Here is a 23,489-nt window from a genome sequence, read left to right on the forward strand (position 1 = left end):
TTCAACATTTATTATCAGGGTAAGCGGCAGTCAGAATAGGAAATAGTTTAAGGTGGTTACCAAGTATAAAAAAATCGATTTGTTTGGGAAAACATGCATTCAAAAAGTGGAGTTAAAACCGCCTTTTGAATTTGCTTTTCCTGTTTCCGAACAAGCCTGTTTTTTATATATGTTGAAGGGTGCGATGCAATACCAATTTGAAGACGACCATATCCATATTCCCGCCAGCCATTCCCTGTTGCTGAACTGCATAAACTCCGGTAAACAAATAAAGCAATCAAAGGCTAACAGGAATGGAGAGATCGTAATTGTTACTTTTCATCCTGACATCCTGAGGAAAATTTATGAAAGGGAGCTTCCCCTGTTGTTCCAGCCCAGTAATAAAATAACCAATCAGTCAGGCGCAAAAATCAATAATGATTTTTTGATTCAGAAATATATAGAAGGCCTTCTCTTTTATTTTGAAAATCCCTCTTTGGTAAATGATGAAATTCTGATTTTGAAATTGAAAGAAATCATCCTTTTATTATCGCAGACACAGGAGGTGGAAACCATACAGGTCATATTATCCCAGCTTTTTTCGCCCGCTGCCTATACGTTCAAACAAATTATAGAAGCCAACCTGTTTTCACAAATCGGGATCGAAACGCTGGCGCAAAAAACCAATCTAAGCCTTTCTTCCTTCAAAAGGGAATTTAAAAAATTATACGATGATTCCCCTGCCAATTATATCAAAACCAAACGACTGGAAAGAGCGGCAGAATTGCTGGCAGTCTCCGGTGAACGTATTACAGACATTGCCCTTGATTGCGGATTTAATGACCTGGCCAATTTCACTAAAAGTTTTCATGATAAATACAAGGTTTCGCCAACGAATTACCGGCTGAAGCAAAATAGCCAGCAATAGCGAACGCATTCGCTTCATACTTTTCGTGGACGGTAGATAATGCCTGATTAAAATATATTCAAATCAGGCTTTTTTGAACCAGGTCGCCAAATAATTGACCCGGTCGACAAAAGCCTTCTGTTTTTTGTAGTGCAATTTTGTGTAATCAGTAAACTTTTAAAACTCAAATCATGACATTATCAGGTTTAGGGATTTTTCACACAATTATAGGTGTTGCTGCAATTGTTGCAGCAGTTATCGGTTTAATAAAAAAGGGTAAAATAGATCTGGGCAGGCTTACCGGGAAGATATATTTTTATTGTACGTTAGTCACTTCGTTAACAGCGCTCGGGTTATCAAGTGTTACCGGTATTAATCCGGGACATATTCTTGCTTTGTTGATCGTAGTTTTGATTTTGATCGCTTATTTTCTTTACGCCAAAAAGCGGGGGAATAACCGGGCCCGCTTTGTAGAGAACTTCTTTCTTTCTTTTAGTTTTTTCTTATCGCTGATACCCACGGTTAATGAAACCTTTAACCGTATTCCCGTCGGTCATCCCCTGGCCAACGGACCAAAGGATCCGTTGATCGGTCAAACACTTCTTGTCCTTTTTGTTCTGTTTATTGCAGGTTCTGTTGTGCAATTCAGGATGCAACGAAAAATTAATAAAGCAGTATAGCGGCCGCATCTCTGTTTTAAGCTATCGTCAAAAGCCAGCGGCTTTTTGTTCCGGTCCGCACATTCGTCCCTGAAACAGGTCGTAAATCAATTTAGAAATGACTCTTATTGAACTATCGCCACCGGGCTTTACCATGCTATAAGCGATTTGCTTAAATCGATCAAATTATATAAAACCGTCATTTAATTCTTTTTTTACGTCACTCGATCCTTTCTTTCCTGATAGGCCTTTTGTTGTCGCTAATCTTGTGTAAAAAACAGAAATGTTTCAAAAGGCAGTAGCGTTGACAATCTTTATTATTATTATTATTATTAGCGGGGCTGCACCATCAATAGCTCAAAACCGGCAGGTTTATATCCAATTTAAACTCGAAAACGGCCAACCTGCGGAAAAAGCGACGATACTATTGATTTCATTAACACCCGAAAACAAGGTAACGGCGTTGATTGCGGATAAAAATGGCATTATTCCATTAACAACGGACAGCATGCAATACCATTTGAAAGCCGCCTTTAGTAACATGGAGCCTATTGATGACACAGTAATAGCAGATGGAAAAGTTGATACCCTGCACTATAGCTTCCGGAAGCGTTTTAAAGAGCTGGCGACAGTGCAGGTAAGCAGCCGTAAAAAAATACTGGAGGTGCATGACGACCGGTTTATCTATAATGTAAGTGCGGATAGTTCAGCCCGGTCAAAATCGGTATCGCAGGTGTTAAACAACCTCCCTTTTGTAACGGTAGACGGAACGGGCGAGGTGCGGGTTGCCGGGCAAAGCACTTACAAAGTATTGCTCAACGGAAAGGAAACCACGTTGTTTGTAAAGAGTATTGCCCAGGCGCTTCGCAGTTATCCTGTAGAAATTGTTTCCCGCATCGAGCTTATTACAGCGCCGGGCGCCCGCTATGATGCGGAAGGGGTAACGGCAATTATCAATATCATAACAAAAAAATTTACCGGGTACAAAGGATTTGCCATAGCATATGCCAGCGATCGTACGCACTTCTCAGATGGGCTTACGGTTACCGGCCGTGCAGGTAAACTGGGAATCACCCTGAATACAATGATTGACGGCACATGGAAACCGCTGAATGGATTTAAGACAACGGTTACCACCCCCCTGGTGCCCTCAGCATTTGAAAAGCGAACGGTCAGCGGCGAAAATACCACCCGGAGAACGAGCACCAGCGGTACCCTGGAACTGAACTACGAAATTGACAGCCTGCATTCCGTAATAGGATATATAACAGCGGACAGGGCGTCGGCGGATAATGTCCTCGATCAGCAGGTATACACACAATTATCTGAAGGGAACAGCGAGAATGGATCAATTAAATCGAACAGCTCGGATAAATTACCCGGCTTTACTGCCGGATTGGATTATACACAGAGATCAAGAAAGAATCCGGCGAAGGAATTGTCATTCCGCTTCAACTGGAATGGCACCAGCAATACCATTGATAATGCTACGGAACAGCAGTATGGCGCTTTCAGTAAATGGATGCTCAATCATTCACTGGCGAGGAATGATGAATATACGTTTCAATTAGATGCCATTCCTGTGGCCCTGGAAAAATTTACGGTGGAAGCGGGCGCGAAAACCATTATCCGCCGGGCATCGGCCGATTACACAAGCCTGTTCACATTTGACGAGACGTACAAGTATACGAAGGATAACAATAACAGCAACAGCTTTACGTATCGTCAGCAGGTATATGCGGGCTATGCCGCCCTGTCTGCCCGGTTTAAAAAGAATAGCCTGCGGGCTGGCATCCGGCTGGAGCAAACGGGTATCGGGGGCTACTTTAGTAACCTGCCGGTCCCGGTAAAAGACAATTACCTCTCCCTGGTTCCTAACCTGTACTGGAGCCGTAAAATTGGCAGGGCAATTTCCGTTTCCCTGTCATATAATCTCAATCTTCAGCGTCCTTATATAACCAACCTGAATCCCTATGTGAACAATACCGATTCTTTTAATATAAGTTACGGCAATCCTGAATTGGGGCCGCAGCAAATACATAAACTGGTGATGCAGCTGCGTTATAACAATGATAAGATATTTGTAACAGCAACACTTACCGGAAGCGGGAGCAGGGACAAAATACTTTCTTACCGGTTGTTTGATGCCGCTACAGGCATCAGCACCACCACGTTTGGTAATGTGGGTGTGGAACAGCTGGCAGGGTTCGGAATAAACAGCCGGTACGAATTTTCCAAAGCCTTCAATGCAGGTGTGGGAGGCGAGTTGCGGTACGTGGATGTGCGGAACCGTATACAGGAAAAGCAGCACAATTATGGCAGTTCTGGTATTATTAGCGGCTTTTTTAACTGGGATGTAACGAAACATTTTAACCTGAGCGGCAGCGGCGGTATGAATGTAAGCGATATAACCCTGCTGGGACGTAAAAGCCCCTATTATTTTTACCAGGTAAATTCAGGGTATCATATTATAAAGGACAAACTGTACGCCACAGTAAACTGGAATAACCTGCATGGCAGCTATTATACACAGCATACCAGTTTTAATGATACCCAAGTAGATAGCAGGACGACCGTAAAGAATCAATACAGGGTTATTTTTTTAGGGATTCAATATACCTTTGGTAAACTTCATCAGGAAGTGAAACGAAAAAAAGATGTTGCAAATGATGATATTCTCCGGTAAATAGCTGCGATCATGAAACGTATCCGTTATATAAATCCCTGGTATTTTGCGCTTATTTTCACACAGGTCTATTCCGCTTTTATTTTTTATTTGTTTGCACGATTGCATCCCAAGGGCACACCATCAGACTGGCAGAGTTTTTTCTTTTTTACAGGGGCCGGATCCGGTACGCTATTTCTTATTTACATCAGTTACCGGATCATCCGGAAAAAAGAAGGCAAAATACCTGTTGGCTTGTTTTATGGCCTCCTGTTCCTGCTCAGTTTCCTTTTATTCCCGGTTTTTTACGGCCTGTATTATGGAGTACTCGTTAACCGGGTTATATACCGTGGTGGCGCCTCCATCACTTTGATTTTTAATGAAGCAAAAACCATGATCGGCGTATTTCAGGTGCCGATATGTTTTGCGGTAATACTCGGCCTGTATAATAAGAAAGTGTTTCAGCTCAATCAGGATATCATTGAAAAAGAAAATATGCTGTCTGAAGCGCGGCTGGTGCAACTGCAGCAACAGGTAGATCCTCATTTTTTATTCAACAACCTTAACATCCTTTCCGCATTGATCCGCCAGTCTCCGGAACAGGCCGAGTTATTTTCTCAAAAATTATCAGAACTGTACCGGTATCATCTCCGTTCGGGCAAGCAGCAATTGGTTACACTAACAGGCGAGCTGCAATATATGCAGGACTATCTCTATCTTTTAAAATGCCGTTTTGGGGAAGCCTTTCCCCTCCGCATGTTTACAACAGCAACCATTTCCAATGACGCCCTGTTTATCATCACCGGCACATTGCAATTATTGCTGGAAAATGTAGTAAAACATAATGCGGCCTCGCTGCAGCAGCCGGTTACCATTAGAATAAGCATCAATAATGAAGAACTTATAATAGAAAACAAGGTGTATCCCCGCGAAGCAGTATCCGAAGGGATCGGGCTGAAGAACCTTGAGCACCGGTACCAGATATTAACCGGGAAAAAAATAGTTTATGGAATTACAAACGGCATATTCCGTGTGCAGGTGCCACTAATTAAACAATTGAAATTGCCGGGAGCATAAAATTTTCTGTATTAAAAATGAACGAATGAATATTGTTATTGTAGAAGATGAATTGCCTGCTTCAGAGCAGCTACGCAGGTTTGTAACTGCTTACCGGGAGCCGGTAGCCATTACCGGGATGTACAGTACCTGCTCGGAGATTGTGAAATACCTTGATGACAATGAAATGGTTGATGTGATATTTTGTGATATCGAACTGCGGGATGGGAATGCCCTTACTGCGTTGCAGAAAATCAACCTGAAAACAGTGATTGTTTTTACAACAGCCTATGATCAGTTCTGGAATGCATCTTTAAAACATAACGGTATTGACTACCTGCTAAAGCCCCTTACCGCTAAAAAAGTACATGCCGCATTGGATAAGGTCGTAACGTTGAAGCGTATTTTTACCAAGGATAACCAGATACTGAAACAACTGTCGGGGATATTGCAACAGAACCCTGGTGCGGGTTACAGAAAGCGGTTCCCGGTGCGGGTGGGCAGCGAGCTTTTTGTAATTGATGCAGCCGATGTTATTTTTTTCCGTATTGTGAACGGCGTCGTCTTTGCTGTAGTGGACGAAAAGAAAAAATACCCGCTGATGGAAGAAACACTTTCCGCACTTGAAGAACAATTAGATCCACAGCAATTTTTCCGTGTGAACCGGTCGGATGTGGTCAACGTTCGCTTTATTAAATCCATCCGCATTGAGGAGGCGAGCGACTACACCGTACTGCTTAAGAACAGCAATGAAAAAATTCCGGTAAGCCAGTCCAGGATAAGCCAGCTAAAAGAATGGTTTGCCTGATGAAACGCAAAAACGAAGGGAAACGGGAGTGATATTTCTATGTTCACGCGGTGTTAATTATACAAACACGATCTCCATGTACTTGTCCCAAACTTCTTTTACCTTCAGATATGTCATGAATAAGGTCCCTTTATTCATGACAGTAGCGTGAACAATCGCTTCCTGTTGATCAATTGTTTCCAAACTTTTGTAACTTTCGCCCTTACACTTTTTTATCAAACATATAATGTGTCATTTTTATGTTAGCGATTGCAAGAAAACAGATGAACCGAATCCTTTGCCTGGGTCTGTGCGGCGGCATTTCCCTGGCCACGTTTTCTCAACAGCCTGAATGGGACAAAGGACAAACCTTTACCGAAGCTCCGGACCCGGTATTATCCGGCGGACAGAGCTGGCTTTCTGTAAAACCCGGTCTCCATGCCTCGTTTGTTTCGATCGACAAGCGTTTTGCCAAATCAGAAGCGCCGGATATCCCTGCTGAAAAGACGATGCACCTGAGGGGATGGCAGGGCGAACGTCTGTCTGCCCAGGTCCTGCTCTGGACAATCGATTCTGTTCCCGGCGTAAAAGTGCAGGTAACGGATCCAGTTGGTTCAAATGGTAAAAAGCTTGGTGCTGCCGGATATGCCCGCTTCGAACGCTATATTATTACGGATACATATGGCCCCGGATGCGGCTGGCGTAAACCCGGCGACTTCCCTGCTTCGCTGTCACCCGACCTGCTCGATGACCTTTCCTCCTTCAACCTTGAAAAGAAAAAAGTACGTCCTGTATGGATCACGATCGAGATACCCCGTACCGCCGAAAAAGGCAGGTATACGGCAAAAGTGGAGGTGACCTCGCCGGCCGGTAAAAGACAGGAATTGAACCTGACCCTCGACGTAATTGATCTCCTGCTTCCGGAAGCGGGGGCCTGGACATTTCATCTCGATCAGTGGCAGCACCCCTCGGCCATCGCCCGTGTCAACAAGGTAGCTGTCTGGAGCGACGCACACTTCCGGGTTATGGAGCCGCAAATGCGTATGCTGGCTGATCTGGGTCAGAAAGTGATCACCGCAACGCTCAATAAGGATCCCTGGCACGTGCAAACGCAGGACCCTTACGAGGACATGATCATCTGGACAAAGGAAAAGAATGGCCGCTGGTCGTACGATTACGGAATATTCGATAAATGGGTTTCTTTCATGATGGGCCTTGGCATCAAAAAGATGATCAACTGTTACTCCATCGTACCCTGGAACAATGAGATCCATTATAAGGATGCGGCCACCGGCAAATTTGTAGATGTGGTAGCCAAACCCGGAACGCCCGCATTCACCGAAATGTGGGAACCTTTTCTAAAAGATTTTGTGCGCCATCTTCGTGAAAAGGGCTGGCTGGAGATCACGAACATTGCGCTTGATGAGCGAAACAAGGAAGAAATGGGACTGGCTTTTGCACTGATCGAAAAAGCATCGCCTGCGCTGAGCGTTTCCTATGCCGATAACCAGAAAACCTATCAACGTTATCCGAACAGCCGCGATGTGAGCACGGCCGTTCAGCACCCTATTGATACAAAAGATCTGAAAGACCGCACTGCCAGGGGGTTGAATACAACGTTCTACGTGTATTGCGGTAATAATTTCCCCAATCAGTTCACCTTTTCAGATCCGGCAGAGTCTGCATATATGGGCTGGTACGCGATGGCAGCCGGCTATAACGGTGTGCTGCGCTGGGCGTTCAATTCCTGGGTGGAGCAGCCGCTGGTAGATTCACGTTTCAGAACATGGCCGGCGGGGGATACCTATATCGTATACCCGCAGGCCCGCAGCTCCATCCGTTACGAGCGGCTGCTGGAAGGTATCCAGGATTATGAGAAAGTGCGGATCGTAAAGAAGCTGCTGGAACAAAACCAGGATAATACCCGGCTGAATGCCCTGAATGCAGCTATTGAAAAACTGAATAACAACAAGCGTCATGATGGCTGGAACAATGATCTGAATGCCGCGAAAGAGCTGTTGAATGATATTGCCGCATCACTGGGAAAATAGATCTTTTTAATTTGCAGGAACCTGCTCACCAGCCGGATCCCCGCAAAAGGCCGGAGCTTGATGTCATTACTCTGTGTATAATGTGATCGATGACGGGTAGTTGATATTTATGAAACCGGATCATTGGATAAGGTATAATGCTTTTTCCAGATCGACATCTTTTTTGGTAGTAACATCCTGCGGTGTATATGCAACCGTATAGTCCGGTATTATGCCATGACCATATACCGGATCGTTCAGTACAGATTTTAAACGCAGCCATGGAAACTCAACAATAATACCAGTGTTGGGCAGGGTCAGGTGTTGCAATGTGCCTCCGCTGCAACCTTCAGAACCACCGGCCGTTTCGCGACCGATAAAGAGGACCTTTTTACAATACTTTTTTATAATAGCAGCCGAATGTGCGCCGGAGGAGAATGTGGCTCCATCAATCAATACAAACAGGTTGCCATTATAGTGATTGGTTTTGTTTAAGGATGTTTCACCCAGCAACCGACCAAATGCAGGTCTAAAATCGTATTTGTAATGCCCCCCTTCTATAACCCCGGTTGGTTGAAAGCTCTGGTAAAAGCTTTCGGTCCGTGTTAAATCAAAATAGCGGGCAAACCGGTTTCTGGCCGGATCCGGCACACGGGTCCAGATAGCACCTACCGTTTGAAACGGTGTGTCTGCCAGATATGTCATAAGATTTGCCGCTATCCTGATATCGCCTCCTGTATTGTGTCTCAGATCAATTATGAGGTTTTTGATCCCCCTGGCGTGTATTTCTTCAAATGCTTTTTTGAAAATAGTAGTATCCGTATATTGATAACTGTGTACCTCAAAACAGGCAATAGCCTTGTTTTTAAAAAAACGTAACGGCAGGTAATCCGTATTTGAGGAAGCGGTCCATCCGGCATAATTTTTTATTTCATTTACAGGTTCCGCCGGAGGAGTTGCCGAAGACAAGGTATCTACTGATCGTGTTTTTATTTTACCACCGGTTGTCCGAACGGTGATAGCATAGGGCGGGATCCAGTGGTAATACTTATTACAGGCGTCTTCAAAGCCATCGTATTCACTTAAAAACAGTTCTTTAAAGGTCATATTATTGCCGTCGGCAGCATACAGATCGCTGCCATGTTGTATAATTTCAGATACCGGCACACGATTCATGGTCAATAACTCATCGCCTGTAATCAGCTCCCTGGTCTGATGGGTCGTTACCCACACCCTGCCCTCTCTGACGAGGACCTTAAAAGGCAAATGAGGTGTTCTGTCTGCCGGGGACGGCGTGTAGTTTTGGGAATGTTTTAGCTGCGTGTGTCCGCATTTAAGCGCACTTATAAACGGGTAAATGGTGGCGATAAAATCATTCTCCGACATTGGTTTGTCAAGCAACGCTGCCGTGCGCTTATATAGTTGAAGCATACGGTCCTTCGGGGTGTACAAACCAAAGGCAGGATGTATTTCCTGAATACTGCTCCAGAGAACAGACAGGTCTTCCCGCATGCCTTGGACTGAAAGTAAATTACGGGAATTATTCATCCCCGGGCTATTGGTATGGGCGCTCTCCCTGCTATCCGGTTCTTTGCAACCAGCAGTGATAAAAAATGAAATCAAAGCGAAGTTTATGATTTGCAGCAGTATTTTTTTTGCTGATCCCTTTCTCATGATTGAGTTCCTTTTGAAATGAATAAAGCTACGCGGAAAATCCGGATCAAAGCTATTTTCTGCGGGTTGTTTATTCCGGCCCTGCTGACGTAGGGTAATAAGATGAGTTATGGCTGGGGCAAATCTTATTTTGCTAATTTTGGCAAAACAAATTAATTGGGATCTTGTACCACTGGAATCAACGGCAATAAAACAATGAAAAACAAGAAGCGGTTTTTTGTCCTGTTACTGCTCCTGCCGCAGGTGCTTCCTGGGCAGACCAAAATAAAAGAAAAAGAACTGTTTATCGATTTTGCGGCGCGGGATACCACTATTCCTCCCGGCGAGGATTTTTTTCGATATGCCAATGGCCACTGGTTAACCCATACACCGATTCCGGCTACCGAAACCAAGTGGGGCTCTTTTTATGAATTGAGAGATCTGACGCTGGACCGGCTTCGTGCGGTTATAGAGAAACCCGCTGATCAGCTACAGGAGGAAGGTATTGAACAAAAGGTGAATGACCTGTACCGGAGTGGAATGGATACCCTGCGGCTCGAAAAGCTGGGATTTGAGCCGATCCGCCGGCACCTGCTGCGGATCGCTTCTGTCAGCAATAAGAAGGCACTGATCGGGGAAATTGCTACCGCTTTAAAGATGGGACAATCTGCAGTGATCCGTTTCAGAGCGGATCCGGACGAAAAGAACAGTGCTGTTATTACCGCACATTTTGATCAGGCTGTTTTGGGTTTGCCGAGCAAGGACTATTACGTAAAAACTGATGCGGCCACAAAGCAGATCCGCCGGCACTATGCGGATTATATTGCAGCGTTGTTTTCACTCACAGGAGACGACCCGGCCACGGCAAAGCAAAACGCGGGTATTGTGCTGGCGATGGAAACCAGGCTGGCCAACGCGTCCCGGTATCCCGCCGAATTGCGGATACCGGATTCCAATTATTATAAATATGCCGTTACAACGCTGGATCAGCAATACCCTGCCCTGCAGTGGAACCTTTTATTGAATGCGTTAGGTATCCGGCAGGATTCCTTGGTACTTGGTCAGCCTGAATTTTACCGGGCCCTTAACGCAATGGTAGCAACAGCGCCGTTACAGCATTGGAAAATACTGTTGCGGTTTTACGAGATCCATTGTAATGCAGATTTCCTGAGTGCTGCCTTTGTTCAGGCACATTTCCTTTTTTATGGGAAGGAACTCACAGGCCAGGAATCCCTGAAGGAACGGTGGAAGACCGTATTGAATGCGATTGATGTAAATTTTGGAGAGGCGTTGGGCCGATTGTATGTCAGCAATTATTTTCCTCCTGAGGCAAAAATGCGCATGACCGCTCTGGTAAACAATCTGCAGAAAACGTATCAGGAACGGCTTCAGACGCTGGACTGGATGAGCGACAGCACCCGGCAAAAGGCAATTGCCAAGCTGAATGCCTTTATAAAAAAGATCGGGTATCCCGATGTGTGGACCGATTACGGATTCCTGAAAATTGACCGGCATGCCTATCTGGCAAATATAGCGGCCTGCAGGGCCTTTGAATTCAGAAAGAACTGCGCTAAAATAGGCAAACCCACGGACAGGACCGAATGGCACATGACGCCCCCTACCATTGATGCTTACTATAATGCCCAGCACAATGAGATTGTTTTTCCGGCAGGCATCCTGCAGCCGCCTTTCTTTTTTATGAACGCGGATGATGCGGTAAATTACGGAGCGATCGGTACGGCCATTGGTCATGAAATGACACATGGATTTGACGACGAAGGACGGCAGTACGATGCGGAGGGAAACCTGCGCAACTGGTGGTCTTCGGGGGATGCGGCCCGGTTTGTGCAGAAAGCACAAATGGTAATCGACCAGTACAATCATTCCAAAATATTGGACAGCCTGCCTGTGAACGGGGTGCTGACATTGGGAGAAAACATTGCGGATATCGGTGGTCTCGCGATCGCCTATGAGGCGTTTAAAAAAACAGAGCAGGGCAAAGGTGATCAGCGGATAGACGGACTAACTCCCGATGAGCGTTTCTTCCTGTCCTATGCGCGGATCTGGCGGATAAAGAATACGCCCGGAACTGCCCGCCTGCGGCTGAGCACGGATAAACATGCGCCTGAAAAATACAGGGTCAACAACCCGTTGTCCGATTTTACACCTTTTTATAAAACGTTCAAGGTACAGCCCGGACAAGGAATGTATCGGCCGGAGCCGCTCCGGGTTCACATCTGGTAATGGAACATAAGAAGAAAAGCGGGCATTTCTGCCCGCTTTTTGTTACAGAAAAAACAGTGTAGGCATTACAATTTCTTCTGATAAAAACTGCATTTGATTTTGCAGGAAGGAGCGGTGCTAAGGAAACGATAAGGAACATAATTCCCTTCGGCATCATAGTATTCGGCCAGCAGCTGTTTTGCACTGTCAATGCTTATTTCTCCGCCTGCTCCGGAAATTTCTCCCGGCGGTCAAAAACCCTTGCTGCAGCACCGGCTGCCGGTGATTTGAAGTTTATAAAAATATAAGTATTATTGCCTCCGATATCGCCGAAACGGATCAATTAATTACGTCAAAATGGGTCTAACATCACTCTCTGGTGAAAAGGAGTTGCTGGTAAAAATTGCGGAGGGAGATAAACAAGCGTTTACAACATTGTTTAATCACTACCAGGGATTCGTATTCGGTTTTGGAAAGCGGCTGACCCGCTCGGACGAGCTGGCCCTTGATATTGTACAGGAGGTATTTTTAAAGTTATGGCAGTCCCGGAAGACCCTGGCCGGAATTGAGGTCTTTGGCGCTTATCTGAACCGGCTGGTCCGGAATCACTCATTGAATGTACTGCGCACATTGTCCCGGCAGATTCAGCCGGAGCAGGATCTGGGCCTTGCGGAAATTCCGGAGGATACCACGTTAAAACAGATCGACTATCAGGAAATAGTAAAAGTGGTTGCGGAAGTGGTAGACACACTCCCTCCGCAGCAGCGGCTGGCCTATCAGCTTTGTCACCAGCAGGGACTCAAATATGAGGAAGCCGCGGAAAAAATGCAAATTTCTCCAAAAACGGTCCATGTACATATGAAATACGCCCTTGCCCGGATCCGCGAGCACCTGAAAAGGAATTCAATAGGATATCCTGCGCTTATTTTTTTGCTGTTGCGGGAGATAAACTGACGCCTTAAAAAAAAAAATCATTTTGATTACCCCGGCCTGATGTAAAAGGTGTCAATTATATTATAAGGCGGGATTGATCATTATACGTTCAATAAACGAAGATGAATAAAAGCAGATCCAGGCTCCGGGAGTTGTTGAACCGCTACCTGTCCGGAAGCGGGTTAACCGAAATTGAAGTGGCTGAATTATGGGGCTTTATAGATGACCCGCTGTATGCATGGGAGCTGAAAGCATTGCTGGGCCAGGCATTTGAGCATCAAACGGATGACCATCCTCTTACTGACAGCCAGCGAAGGAATGTGCTGAACCGTATTTTTGAAAAGGAGGATAGCCGGAAGTTTCGGAAGCGATGGGTATATCAGTGGCCGCGTTTTGCTGCCGGTATCGCTGCTGTGTTTGCCATTGTATGGGTAAGCGTTTACCTGTTCAAAACATCGGACACGGGCGTTCCGGATAAAAGCCATCCTGCCGTTCGGGTTACAGACGTTGCACCGGGTAAAGTGGGCGCCACGCTTACATTGTCAAACGGTAAAACGATCCGGCTGGGAGCAGTGGCCAACGGAGAAATTGCTGAGGAGAACGGGATCCGGATCCTTAAAACAGACGACGGACAGCTGGTCTATGAAATGGGATCCAATACCGCGGATACAGAACACATCAATACCCTGAGCACGACGGCAGGTGAGACCTATTGCATTGTCTTACCCGATCGCTCAAAAATATGGATGAACGCGGCTTCCGGTTTAACCTACAAGACAGGGCTTTTTGAGAAAGGGGTGCGGAAGGTGCGGCTGGAGGGAGAGGCTTATTTTGAAGTAGCCAAGGACGCCGCCCATCCTTTTATCGTGGAAACCGGGGGACAACAGGCGGAAGTACTGGGCACCCATTTTAATATTAATGCTTACAGAGAGGAAGGGAACGTAAAAACAACCCTGCTGGAGGGGCGTGTAAAGGTGGCGGGTAACGGAATGGAAAAGATCATTAAGCCGGGCGAGCAGGCCGAGCTGGTTGCCGGGCGTATTAAAGTGAGGACCGTACAAACAGCGGATGTTATCGCCTGGAAGAACGGCTTTTTCAGCTTTGATAATGAGGATCTGGAAGCCGTAATGATGAAGATAGCAAGGTGGTATAAGGTCCGGGTGCAGTTTGATGCGCCGTCATTGAGGCAGGAGACCTTTTACGGAAGTGTAAGCCGCTTTGAAAATATCTCCACGGTGTTGAATGCCCTGGAGCGTACAGGAGTAGTTACTTTTCAGGTGGAAGGGAATACCGTTACTGTTAAAAAGAAATAACAGATGCCGGTTTGCGATAAAGAAGACCGGCTATTTGCGCCATACAGAATGATTTTAAACCAACTAAAAATGAAAAGGAACGATGAATGCCATTTCCCTGATGAGGGGAGAATATCAAAGTAAAAGGACTCCGACAGCCATCGAAGCCCTTTTAAAATCTGTTTGCTGAAACCATTATTTCAAAACAAGCGCCCGTACCGCATTCCGCTAAAAATACAGGTACGGAGCGCCATTAACAGACCATCAAATGTATAAAAAAAATACACAACAACTTTGCGTGCCGCCAAGCTGCATTAAAAAAATGCTACGGATCATGAAGCTGACAACTGTCTTATTAATCATCACATTTATGGAGGTAAGTGCTGCATCACATGGCCAGCACCTTACCATTTCCAACAGGAATATCAGCCTGAGCCGGGTAATCAGTGAAATAAGGACACAAACGGGTTACGGAGTGCTTATTTCAACAACAAGATTTAAAACAGACCAGAAGCTAAACCTGAATTTCAGGAATGCACCCCTGCGGGAAGTACTGAATAAAATTACCGGAGAGATGGGGCTGACTTACACAATCGAAGACAGGACCATTGTGATCCGGCCCCGGCCCTTGCAGGACGCAGGTGTTATTCCTGTTGCCGCAGCCCCAATAGTTATTTCGGGGAAGGTTACCGACGAAAGCGGTCAGCCGCTCCAGGGGGTAACGGTTACCGTGCGCAGTTCGGGCAGCTCGGTGGTCACGGATGCCCGGGGTGCATACAGGGTGCAGGTGGCGGATAAGAACGACCTGCTGACATTTTCTTATGTGGGTTATATAACGGTTGACGCTCAGGTAAACAAAGGCGGGGAGATCAATATGACATTGAGGCCGCAGAAAAATGAGCTCGATGAGATCGTTGTGATCGGGTACGGGACCGCTACAAAAAGGGATCTTACAGGGGCTTCGGCCCGGGTGCGCTCCGAGGAAATCAATGCGATCCCTGCAGCCAACGTATTACAGGCACTGTCCGGGCGTGCTTCCGGTGTACAGGTGTTGCAGAACAACGGATCTCCGGGAGGAGGCGTTAGTGTCCGTATCCGGGGCGCCAACTCTATTCAGGGAAGCAATGAACCCCTGTATGTGGTAGACGGGTTCCCGGTTTCCGGAAACAATCCTACTGTTATCAACAATACAGATATAGAAAGCATCGATATCCTTAAGGATGCTTCTGCTACGGCTATTTATGGTTCCCGCGGCGCCAACGGCGTAGTACTCATTACCACCAAACGGGGAAAGGCCGGCCGGACGAGGATCGATTTTGAAAGCAGCTACAGCATTCAATCGCTGCGCAAGAAACTCGACCTGATGAATGCGAAGGAATACGCGCTGTTTTACAACGAACAGGCAGCTAATGATAAACTGGATCCTTATTTTACACAGGAACAAATAGACGGTTTTGGCGAGGGGTACGACTGGCAGGGACTGGTATTTACAAAAGCACCGATGACGCAGAACAGTCTTACGGTAAGCGGAGGGAATGATAAGACGCAGTTCTCGCTTTCCGGAAGTGTTTTTTCTCAGGATGGCATTATTAAAGGCAGCGATTATAAACGGTATTCGCTTCATACCAACCTTCAGCATACGATCAGTGAAAAATTCAATGTTACTTTTTCCGGAACCTTCTCCCGGTTAAAGACCGGTCGCAAGGATAGTGAGGCCGGGGTCCGGGGGGCCTCTATGATCGCCTCTTCAATTTCGGCACCACCCACCCTCACTCCTTACAAAGAGGAGGGCACTTACACGGTGTTGGCGGGCGCCTACCCTTTTGTTGCACCGGATATGGTGAACCCACTTAATTTCATTAATGAACAGTCAAAGATCACAAAGGCCAATGTAGTGCTTGCCAATGCGGCCATTAATTATCACCCGGTAAAAGACCTGACCATAAAAGTACTGGGCGGTATAGAAAACCGCGACGACCGCACGGATACGTATACCAGCACCAATTTTGTCAACTCCCTGGGTGTGGCCGATGTGAGCACCAGCCAGTTTACCAGCCTACTGAATGAAAATACGATCACGTATGATAAAAGGATCAATGACCATCATATCACCGCGTTGGCGGGTCTTACCTACCAGGATTTTTTAACCACATCGTTAAGTGCCAGGGGTACGGGTTTTCTCAGTGATATTTCCGGGACCAATGACCTGGGTTCTGCCGGCGCGCCCGGTGTCCCGCAATCGAATTATGCAAAATCCGTATTACTATCTGCGTTGGCACGGGTTAATTACAACTATGGCAGCAAATACCTGGCAACAGTAAGCTTCCGCAGAGACGGGTCGTCCCGTTACAGCACGGGCAATAAATGGGGGAGTTTTCCTTCCGCGGCCCTCGCCTGGCGGATATCACAGGAGCCCTTTATGAAAACGGTCGGGTTTATTTCTGATCTGAAACTGCGGGCCAGCTGGGGTTATACTGGAAGCCAGGCGATCAGCCCGTATGCTACGCTGAGCCTGCTGTATTCGGGCAAGACGGTTTTTGGCGACGGACTGGCCACTACCTATGCTCCGGATGTCACGCTGCCCGGCGATCTCAAATGGGAGACCACGGAGCAAAAAGATATCGGCTTTGATATCGGCCTGTTTGAGAACCGGCTGATCATTACGGCAGATTATTACATAAAAAATACCCGGGACCTGCTCAATTCCGTGAAGCTGCCGTCATCGATGGGATTTACCAGTACCATACAAAATGTAGGGAAAATAAGGAACAACGGATTTGAACTGGGTATCGATGCGCAGGTGCTTACAGGTGCATTCAAATGGAACCTGGCGCCCAATATTTCCTTCAACCGGAACAAAGTAGTTAAACTCTACGGCGGGGAAGATATCCTGGGCCATAACATTGGCCTGCTGATCGTGAATGACTATAGTAATATTCTGAGGGAAGGTCGCCCGGTGGGCCAGTTCTGGGGATATGTGGAAGAAGGGTATACCGACCAGGGGCAGATCAGATTTAAAGATCTGAACGGAGACGGAGCCATTACTGCTGACGATAAAACCTATATCGGTGACCCCAATCCCGATTTTACTTATGGTCTGAATTCCGCCTTCTCCTATAAAAACCTTTCATTAACTCTTTTTCTGCAGGGATCAAAAGGGAACGATATTTTTAATACCAGCGCTATTGGCAATACCATGGATTATGGATATGGGGTGAACATGCCCAAAGAAGTATATTATAATCACTGGACGCCTGATAACCCCAATGCAAAATATCCCAGGATCAGCTACAACACCGGGGTGAGGGTTTCGGACCGGTTCGTGGAAGACGGATCGTATATGCGGCTTAAAAATATTGAATTGGGTTATAGTCTGCCTGTGCAGCAATGGCACCTTAGCTGGCTGCAACGGCTGCAGGCCTATGTAAGCGGACAAAACCTGCTTACGTTTACCAAATATTCCTGGTGGGATCCGGAAGTGAATTCCCAGGGATCCATTGGGTATGATTTCCATACCTATCCCGTAGCCCGTTCCATCACTTTTGGCATACGTGCCGGATTTTAAACATTAAAAACGTCTTGCAATGAATCGTAATTTTAAATACAATCACCTGTTCATTTTTTTTATTGTCTTATTCGCATTGTCGTCCTGCAGTAAATTGCTCGAAGAGCATGCCAAAACACCGGCGGTCGAAAATTTCTACAATACCCAGGCCGAAGTAGAGGCTGCCATAGCGGCTATTTATCGCCCACTCCGGATCGATGCGTTTCCCAATTATTTTGCAACACTCGAGTGTCAGTCCGATTACAGTTACGGCCGGGGAAGCTGGGCACAGATGAACGAGTTCCAGGGCTTTAATGATGCAAATACTACACGGGTCGGAAGCTTCTGGGTAAGTTTTTATCTCGGTATCCGGAATGCCAACCTGGTGATCGGTAATGTTCCCAACGGTACGATACTTAGTGATTCCGACAAGGGCCGGTATATTGGCGAAGCAAAATTTTTAAGAGCGTTTATCTACTTCCAGCTGGTAAGGAACTGGGGCGGTGTGGTACTGCGGACGGAAAAGAACCTGGATGTTCCGCCAGTGCCCAGGAGTACCGAGGCCGAAGTATATGATCTTATCCTGAGTGATCTGGCCGACGCGGAGACCAACCTGCCGGATATGCCGGCAGCTGCAGGGCATCCCTCCAGATGGACTGCGAAAACACTCCTGGCGGATGTATACCTGCAACAGAAAAAATATGCGGAAGCAGCACAAAAATCAGATGAAGTGATCCAGTCCGGTAAGTACGCACTGGTACCCGTAACCAGCGCTGCCGAATACATCACCAAATTATTCGGACCGGAGGTGATCACCTCTGCAGAAGATATACTATCGCTGAAATACATGCGGCTTGCCGGGCAGGGCAATAACATGCTCTGGATCACAAATCATCCCAGCTCCGGCCTGTTTCCGGCCGGCGGCGCTTATGCGATCTATAGTGATAAAACCAACCCCGTATATGCGGGCTGGGATGCTGCTGATAACCGCAAGGGGTTATGGGATAATATTACTTTCGGTCTGGGGGCTAACACCCTGGTCAGCTCCAAGTACCAGGACAAAGACGCTGTAAGCAAGGACGGTGCGGGTACCGACCTGCCGGTATACCGGTATTCGGAATTGTTGCTGCTCTACGCAGAAGCCGCTAATGAAGCCAGCAACGGGCCTACAGCTGCTGCTGTTGACGCCCTGAACCAGGTACACCGCAGGGCCTACGGATATGACCCCAAAGCGGCCTCCCCGGTCGATTTTAAAATAACGGATTACGACAAGACGGGTTTTCTGGCGCTGATCATGAAAGAGCGGGGATATGAATTCCAGTTTGAAGGAAAGCGCTGGCTGGAACTGAAACGGACCGGCAAGGCAGCCGAAATCATTAAGGCGGTAAAAAATATTACGATCGCAGAAAAAAATTATCTCTGGCCGATCCCTTTGTCAGAGATGAACTACAATACCGCGCTCGATCCTGTTAAAGATCAGAACACCGGATATTAAAGCGATTAACGAATCCATATCTGCAGTCTGCATTACCGGGCAGTACCGTTGCCGGAGGATACCGGATCCGAAGCCGGTCTGAAACCGATCGGGCGATGCATGCGCATCAGCACCGGTTGAACGATAAACAAATTTTCAACGTATAAAACTGAAACATGAAAGATCAAAATAAAAAAAGCCGTCGTCATTTTATCCGTACCGCCGCTGTGGCAGCCACCGTTGTTCCTGGTTTGTGTGCTGTGCCCGGAGCAGGCGCCACCGCATTTTTCCTGGAGCTGACCGGGTGGCAGGCGGCCTTTGACATTGTTGTTTACGGGGCCACGCCCGCGGGTATTACAGCGGCCGTTGCGGCGGCTCGCGAAGGGCGGTCTGTTGCCCTGATCGAACCATTGGCGATTGCCGGCGGAATGATGAGCGGAGGACTGGCATTCAGCGATTCCAACCAGATGTTCCGTTCCATGCTTGGCGGCCTTTTTGAAGAATTTCATCAGCGGGTGGAAAAAGTATATGCAGACCGCGGCATTGTGCTGAACTACCGTGTGCAGGAAAAAGATACCAGGCACTGGACCTATGAGCCTCATGTGGCGGAACTTGTTTTTAACGGCCTTTTAAAAGAGGCCGGCGTGCAGGTGTTCCTTAATGAAACACTGACAACCGTAACCACCAGACGGAAAGCCATTGAACAGCTTAAAACAACATCCGGAAAATCGTATAAAGGAACAGTCTTTATCGACGCCAGCTATGAAGGCGATCTGATGGCTGCCGCAAAAGTAAGCTACCGGGTGGGGCGTGAAAGCCGGGAAGAGTTTGGAGAATCACTTGCGGGGGCGGCGTATCCAAAGCAGGCCGTGGCAGCGATGGCATTGAATGCGCAGCAAAAACCGCTGCCCCTGATCAGCGGCACCACCCTGCCCGCAGCAGGTGCCGGCGATCATCGCATCATGACCTACAGTTTCCGTCTCTGTTTGTCGGAAGATCCTGCCAACAGCGTTCCCTTTACTGCGCCGGAGGGATATGATGCCGACCGGTATGAACTGTTCCGCCGGTATTACAGGATCGCCCCTGAAAGCGGCATCCCGCTTGATCTCTATCCCATTCCGGGCAACAAACTGGACGGGAACAATGGCATCGGCCGGCAATTGTCCAGTGGTCTTGTGGGGGAGAACTGGGATTATCCGGATGCCGGTCCGCAGCGCAGAAAGGAAATATGGAAGCAGCATGTTACTTATACACAGGGTCTCCTGTATTTTCTGATGACGGACCCGGCAGTTCCGGAGGCAGTAAGAATGCGGATGAAAAAAATGGGATACGCCAAAGATGAGTTTGCCCTGTACGATCATTTTCCACCGGTGCTGTATGTACGCGAAGCCCGGCGGATGGAGGGTGCGTATTTCCTGACACAAAAAGACATCCTGGAAAATAAAGAAAAGCCGGATCCGATCGGCGTGGGCTCCTTCCCCATCGACTCGCACGATTGTCAGCGTATTGCAACTCCCGGCGGCGGGTTCATAAATGAAGGAACCATTTTCCCGGCAGAGACGCGGGTCGGGGCGCGGGGGATCGCCTACCAGATCCCCTATCGCTGTATGCTGCCGAAAGCGGAGGAATGTACCAATCTGCTGGTTCCGGTTTGCGCCTCGTCTTCACATGTGGCCTTCAGTTCTTTGCGGGTAGAGCCGGCCTGGATGGTAATGGGAGAAAGTGCCGGCATTGCCGCAGCCGTAGCTGTTGAGAACCGGGTCACCGTACAAAAAGTGGATACAACACAGCTGGCCACCCGGCTGAAAGCAAAAGGACAGGTGCTTCATTTTTAACGGGACAATTAATATCTTTCCGGGTAGATCTGCCTGGGTTGTACTTGCTGTTCCGGGATCAGGAGCGGGCCAGGCGTATATAATCAATATATGGTACGTTACAATTTATGGTTACTGGCCGGACTGTTTCTGGCAACGAGTACAAGGGCACAGAAAAATGCGGCTCCGTCGGAATTGCGGGTAGACCTGGTTTGCCATGCAGACAAAGTAGGGCAGAATGGTTTTGTTACAGATCGCAACCTGGAACAGGCAAGACTGGAGCCGGCCGTTTTTCAGACAGCGCGTATTGCCAGTAAAAAGCCTTCATTTTCCTGGATCATGAACAGCAGAAAATCGGGGGCCCGTCAAACGGCCTACCAGGTGCTGGTGGCATCTTCGGTTCAGCAGCTCCGGTCGGGCACGGGCAATATCTGGAACTCGGGCAAGGTAAGCACCTCCCGTCAACTGGGAGTTGCTTACGCAGGAAAAGAGCTGCACCCCAATACGGTGTATTACTGGATGGTACGGTTGTGGGACGAAAAGGGTATGCCCACAGCGTTTTCCGCGCCGGCTGCTTTTCTTACCGACAGCCTATTAAAGCCCTTTGAGGTACCCCGTGTGCCGCTTGTAAAAACGGTGCAGCAACCGCAGGAAAGCAGGACGCTGGATAAAGGGAATTTATTTTATGATTTTGGAAAGGCGGCATTCGGGCAGCTTGGTCTGATGGTGGATGCAGCCGGAGACCAGGATACACTGCGGATCCATGTGGGAGAAGCTGTTGACGGAAGCGGCGCCGTTGAAAGAAAGCCGAAAGGAACGATCCGGTACCGCTTGCTGACCCTGCCATTAAAAAAAGGATTGCACCGCTATGATCCGGTTTTTCCCGCCGATGCGCGCAATACGGGCAGCAAGGCCATACCTATGCCGGGATATATCGGTGAGGTATATCCCTTCCGTTATGTGGAAGTGGAACGAACAGCGCCTTCGGTAACTATAAAATCACTGCAGCGACAGGCGGTGAATTATCCGTTTGATGATGATGCGGCTGTATTTGAAAGTTCCGATACCCTGATCAACCGGATCTGGGAGTTGTGCAGGTACACGATCAAGGCCACCAGCTTTACCGGGTTATATGTGGATGGAGACCGCGAGCGGATCCCGTACGAGGCGGATGCGCTTATTAACCAGCTCTCGCATTATGCAGTGGACGCGGAATTCAATATGGCCCGGCGCTCGCTGACCTATCTGGTCTATAATGCCACCTGGCCTACGGAATGGTCCCTGCAGAACCTGCTGATCGCCTGGAATGATTATCTGTATTCGGGAGACATCCGCACCGTTAAAATGCTCTACCAGGAACTGAAGCCCAAATTATTACTGGCATTGGCCCGGCCGGACGGACTGATCAGCACCCGTACCGGTAAACAGGACAGTGCTTTCGCAAGGTCGATACACCTGAGCAGCTTTGATGGCAACGTGGTGCTGAAGGATATTGTGGACTGGCCGCAAAAAGGTGGGTTTGGGTTGCCGCCCTCGGCCCCGGGAGAATCGGACAGTTTTGTATTCACGGATTATAATTCGGTGGTGAATGCCTTTCATTATGAGGCATTGGTCTGTATGAAAAAGCTGGCGCTGGCTTTGGGCGAACAAACGGATGCCCGTTTTTATGAAGCGCGTGCAGCCGGCGTAAAACAATCATTCGGGCGCAGCTTTATTGATCCGGATTCGGGAATTGTAAAGGACGGGGAGAACACCGGACACAGCTCGCTGCATGCCAATATGATGGCGCTGGCTTTTGGCCTTGTGCCGGAACAGCATAAGGCTGCGGTACGTTCCTATATCCGCAAAAAAGGAATGGCCTGCAGTGTATATGGCGCCCAGTTTTTGCTGAGCGCACTGTATGATGCCGGGGAAGCCGCTTATGGACTGGAGTTGCTGACAGCAACCGGCAAACGCAGCTGGTACAATATGTTGCGTACGGGTGCTACAATGACAACCGAAGCATGGGATACGGAATATAAAAATAACCAGGACTGGAATCATGCCTGGGGCAGTGCCCCGGCTAATATTATTGTAAGCCGGCTGATGGGCATTACGCCCCTGTCTCCGGCCTTTGGTCTTATACAAATAAAACCACAGCCGGGACCGCTTCGCCGGGCTCAGTTGCAGCTGCCTACGCTGCGCGGAAGGGTACACGTTTCTTTTGACAATATTACAGCATCCTTCCATATGGAAACCCTCCTGCCTGCCAATACCCGGGGTGTGATTTATTTGCCTAAACGGTCAGACTCGGACCAGGTGTTCCAAAACGGGAAAAAGATCAGTGCTGCATCCGATGGCGATTTCTGGTTTGTTAAGGATGTACCATCCGGAGCGGCGACCTGGACCGTGAATTATTAGAAATATGGAAGGGTGCATTTCTTCCATGACCCGGCCCTGTTTTTGAGTCATACAGTTGCAAGGAATGATTGTC

14 protein-coding genes are annotated in these 23,489 nt (G+C 47.8%); 13 read left to right on the forward strand and 1 reads right to left on the reverse strand.

Going from position 1 to position 23,489, the window contains the following annotated elements:
- Positions 1 to 106 precede the first annotated feature (106 nt).
- From K7B07_RS11020 to K7B07_RS11045, 6 genes are all read left to right on the forward strand, one after another.
- Positions 107 to 907, forward strand: a complete 801-nt coding sequence (locus tag K7B07_RS11020) for a helix-turn-helix domain-containing protein (RefSeq protein WP_420847743.1) — start codon at positions 107 to 109, stop codon at positions 905 to 907.
- Positions 908 to 1,077: 170 nt separating this feature from the next.
- Complete coding sequence (locus K7B07_RS11025; protein WP_223709602.1) at positions 1,078 to 1,566, forward strand: hypothetical protein; 489 nt, start codon at positions 1,078 to 1,080, stop codon at positions 1,564 to 1,566.
- Positions 1,567 to 1,828: 262 nt separating this feature from the next.
- Complete coding sequence (locus tag K7B07_RS11030) at positions 1,829 to 4,231, forward strand: outer membrane beta-barrel protein (protein WP_223709604.1); 2,403 nt, start codon at positions 1,829 to 1,831, stop codon at positions 4,229 to 4,231.
- Between the two features lie 12 nt (positions 4,232 to 4,243).
- Positions 4,244 to 5,287 carry a sensor histidine kinase gene (locus K7B07_RS11035; protein ID WP_223709605.1) on the forward strand — a complete coding sequence of 348 codons (1,044 nt, stop codon included), beginning with the start codon at positions 4,244 to 4,246 and terminating at the stop codon, positions 5,285 to 5,287.
- A 25-nt stretch (positions 5,288 to 5,312) separates the two neighbouring features.
- Positions 5,313 to 6,074: a LytR/AlgR family response regulator transcription factor gene (locus tag K7B07_RS11040; protein WP_223709607.1), complete on the forward strand. Its 762-nt coding sequence runs from the start codon at positions 5,313 to 5,315 to the stop codon at positions 6,072 to 6,074.
- A 263-nt stretch (positions 6,075 to 6,337) separates the two neighbouring features.
- Positions 6,338 to 8,104 carry a DUF4091 domain-containing protein gene (locus K7B07_RS11045; RefSeq protein ID WP_223709609.1) on the forward strand — a complete coding sequence of 589 codons (1,767 nt, stop codon included), beginning with the start codon at positions 6,338 to 6,340 and terminating at the stop codon, positions 8,102 to 8,104.
- Between the two features lie 120 nt (positions 8,105 to 8,224).
- Here K7B07_RS11045 and K7B07_RS11050 read toward each other — a convergent pair whose 3' ends face one another.
- Positions 8,225 to 9,757 (reverse strand): S41 family peptidase, encoded by a 1,533-nt coding sequence (locus K7B07_RS11050; RefSeq protein WP_223709610.1) that lies wholly within the window; start codon positions 9,755 to 9,757, stop codon positions 8,225 to 8,227.
- Positions 9,758 to 9,952: 195 nt separating this feature from the next.
- Between K7B07_RS11050 and K7B07_RS11055 the strand changes: the two genes are divergently transcribed.
- The 7 genes from K7B07_RS11055 (at position 9,953) to K7B07_RS11085 (ending at position 23,416) form a co-directional block, all read left to right on the forward strand.
- A complete protein-coding gene (locus K7B07_RS11055; RefSeq protein ID WP_223709612.1) occupies positions 9,953 to 11,980 on the forward strand; it encodes a M13 family metallopeptidase in 2,028 nt (675 codons plus the stop codon).
- Between the two features lie 336 nt (positions 11,981 to 12,316).
- Positions 12,317 to 12,913 (forward strand): RNA polymerase sigma factor, encoded by a 597-nt coding sequence (locus tag K7B07_RS11060; protein ID WP_223709613.1) that lies wholly within the window; start codon positions 12,317 to 12,319, stop codon positions 12,911 to 12,913.
- Between the two features lie 101 nt (positions 12,914 to 13,014).
- Positions 13,015 to 14,205: a FecR family protein gene (locus tag K7B07_RS11065; protein WP_223709615.1), complete on the forward strand. Its 1,191-nt coding sequence runs from the start codon at positions 13,015 to 13,017 to the stop codon at positions 14,203 to 14,205.
- A gap of 313 nt (positions 14,206 to 14,518) precedes the next feature.
- A complete protein-coding gene (locus K7B07_RS11070) occupies positions 14,519 to 17,749 on the forward strand; it encodes a TonB-dependent receptor (RefSeq protein WP_223709619.1) in 3,231 nt (1,076 codons plus the stop codon).
- A gap of 19 nt (positions 17,750 to 17,768) precedes the next feature.
- Positions 17,769 to 19,223, forward strand: a complete 1,455-nt coding sequence (locus tag K7B07_RS11075) for a RagB/SusD family nutrient uptake outer membrane protein (protein WP_223709621.1) — start codon at positions 17,769 to 17,771, stop codon at positions 19,221 to 19,223.
- Between the two features lie 155 nt (positions 19,224 to 19,378).
- Positions 19,379 to 21,037 carry an FAD-dependent oxidoreductase gene (locus tag K7B07_RS11080; RefSeq protein ID WP_223709623.1) on the forward strand — a complete coding sequence of 553 codons (1,659 nt, stop codon included), beginning with the start codon at positions 19,379 to 19,381 and terminating at the stop codon, positions 21,035 to 21,037.
- A 90-nt stretch (positions 21,038 to 21,127) separates the two neighbouring features.
- On the forward strand, positions 21,128 to 23,416 hold the full coding sequence (locus tag K7B07_RS11085) for an alpha-L-rhamnosidase-related protein (RefSeq protein ID WP_223709624.1): 2,289 nt from the start codon (positions 21,128 to 21,130) through the stop codon (positions 23,414 to 23,416).
- Positions 23,417 to 23,489 lie beyond the last annotated feature (73 nt).

Origin of the sequence: Niabella beijingensis (assembly GCF_020034665.1) — a bacterium.
Taxonomy (GTDB): domain Bacteria; phylum Bacteroidota; class Bacteroidia; order Chitinophagales; family Chitinophagaceae; genus Niabella; species Niabella beijingensis.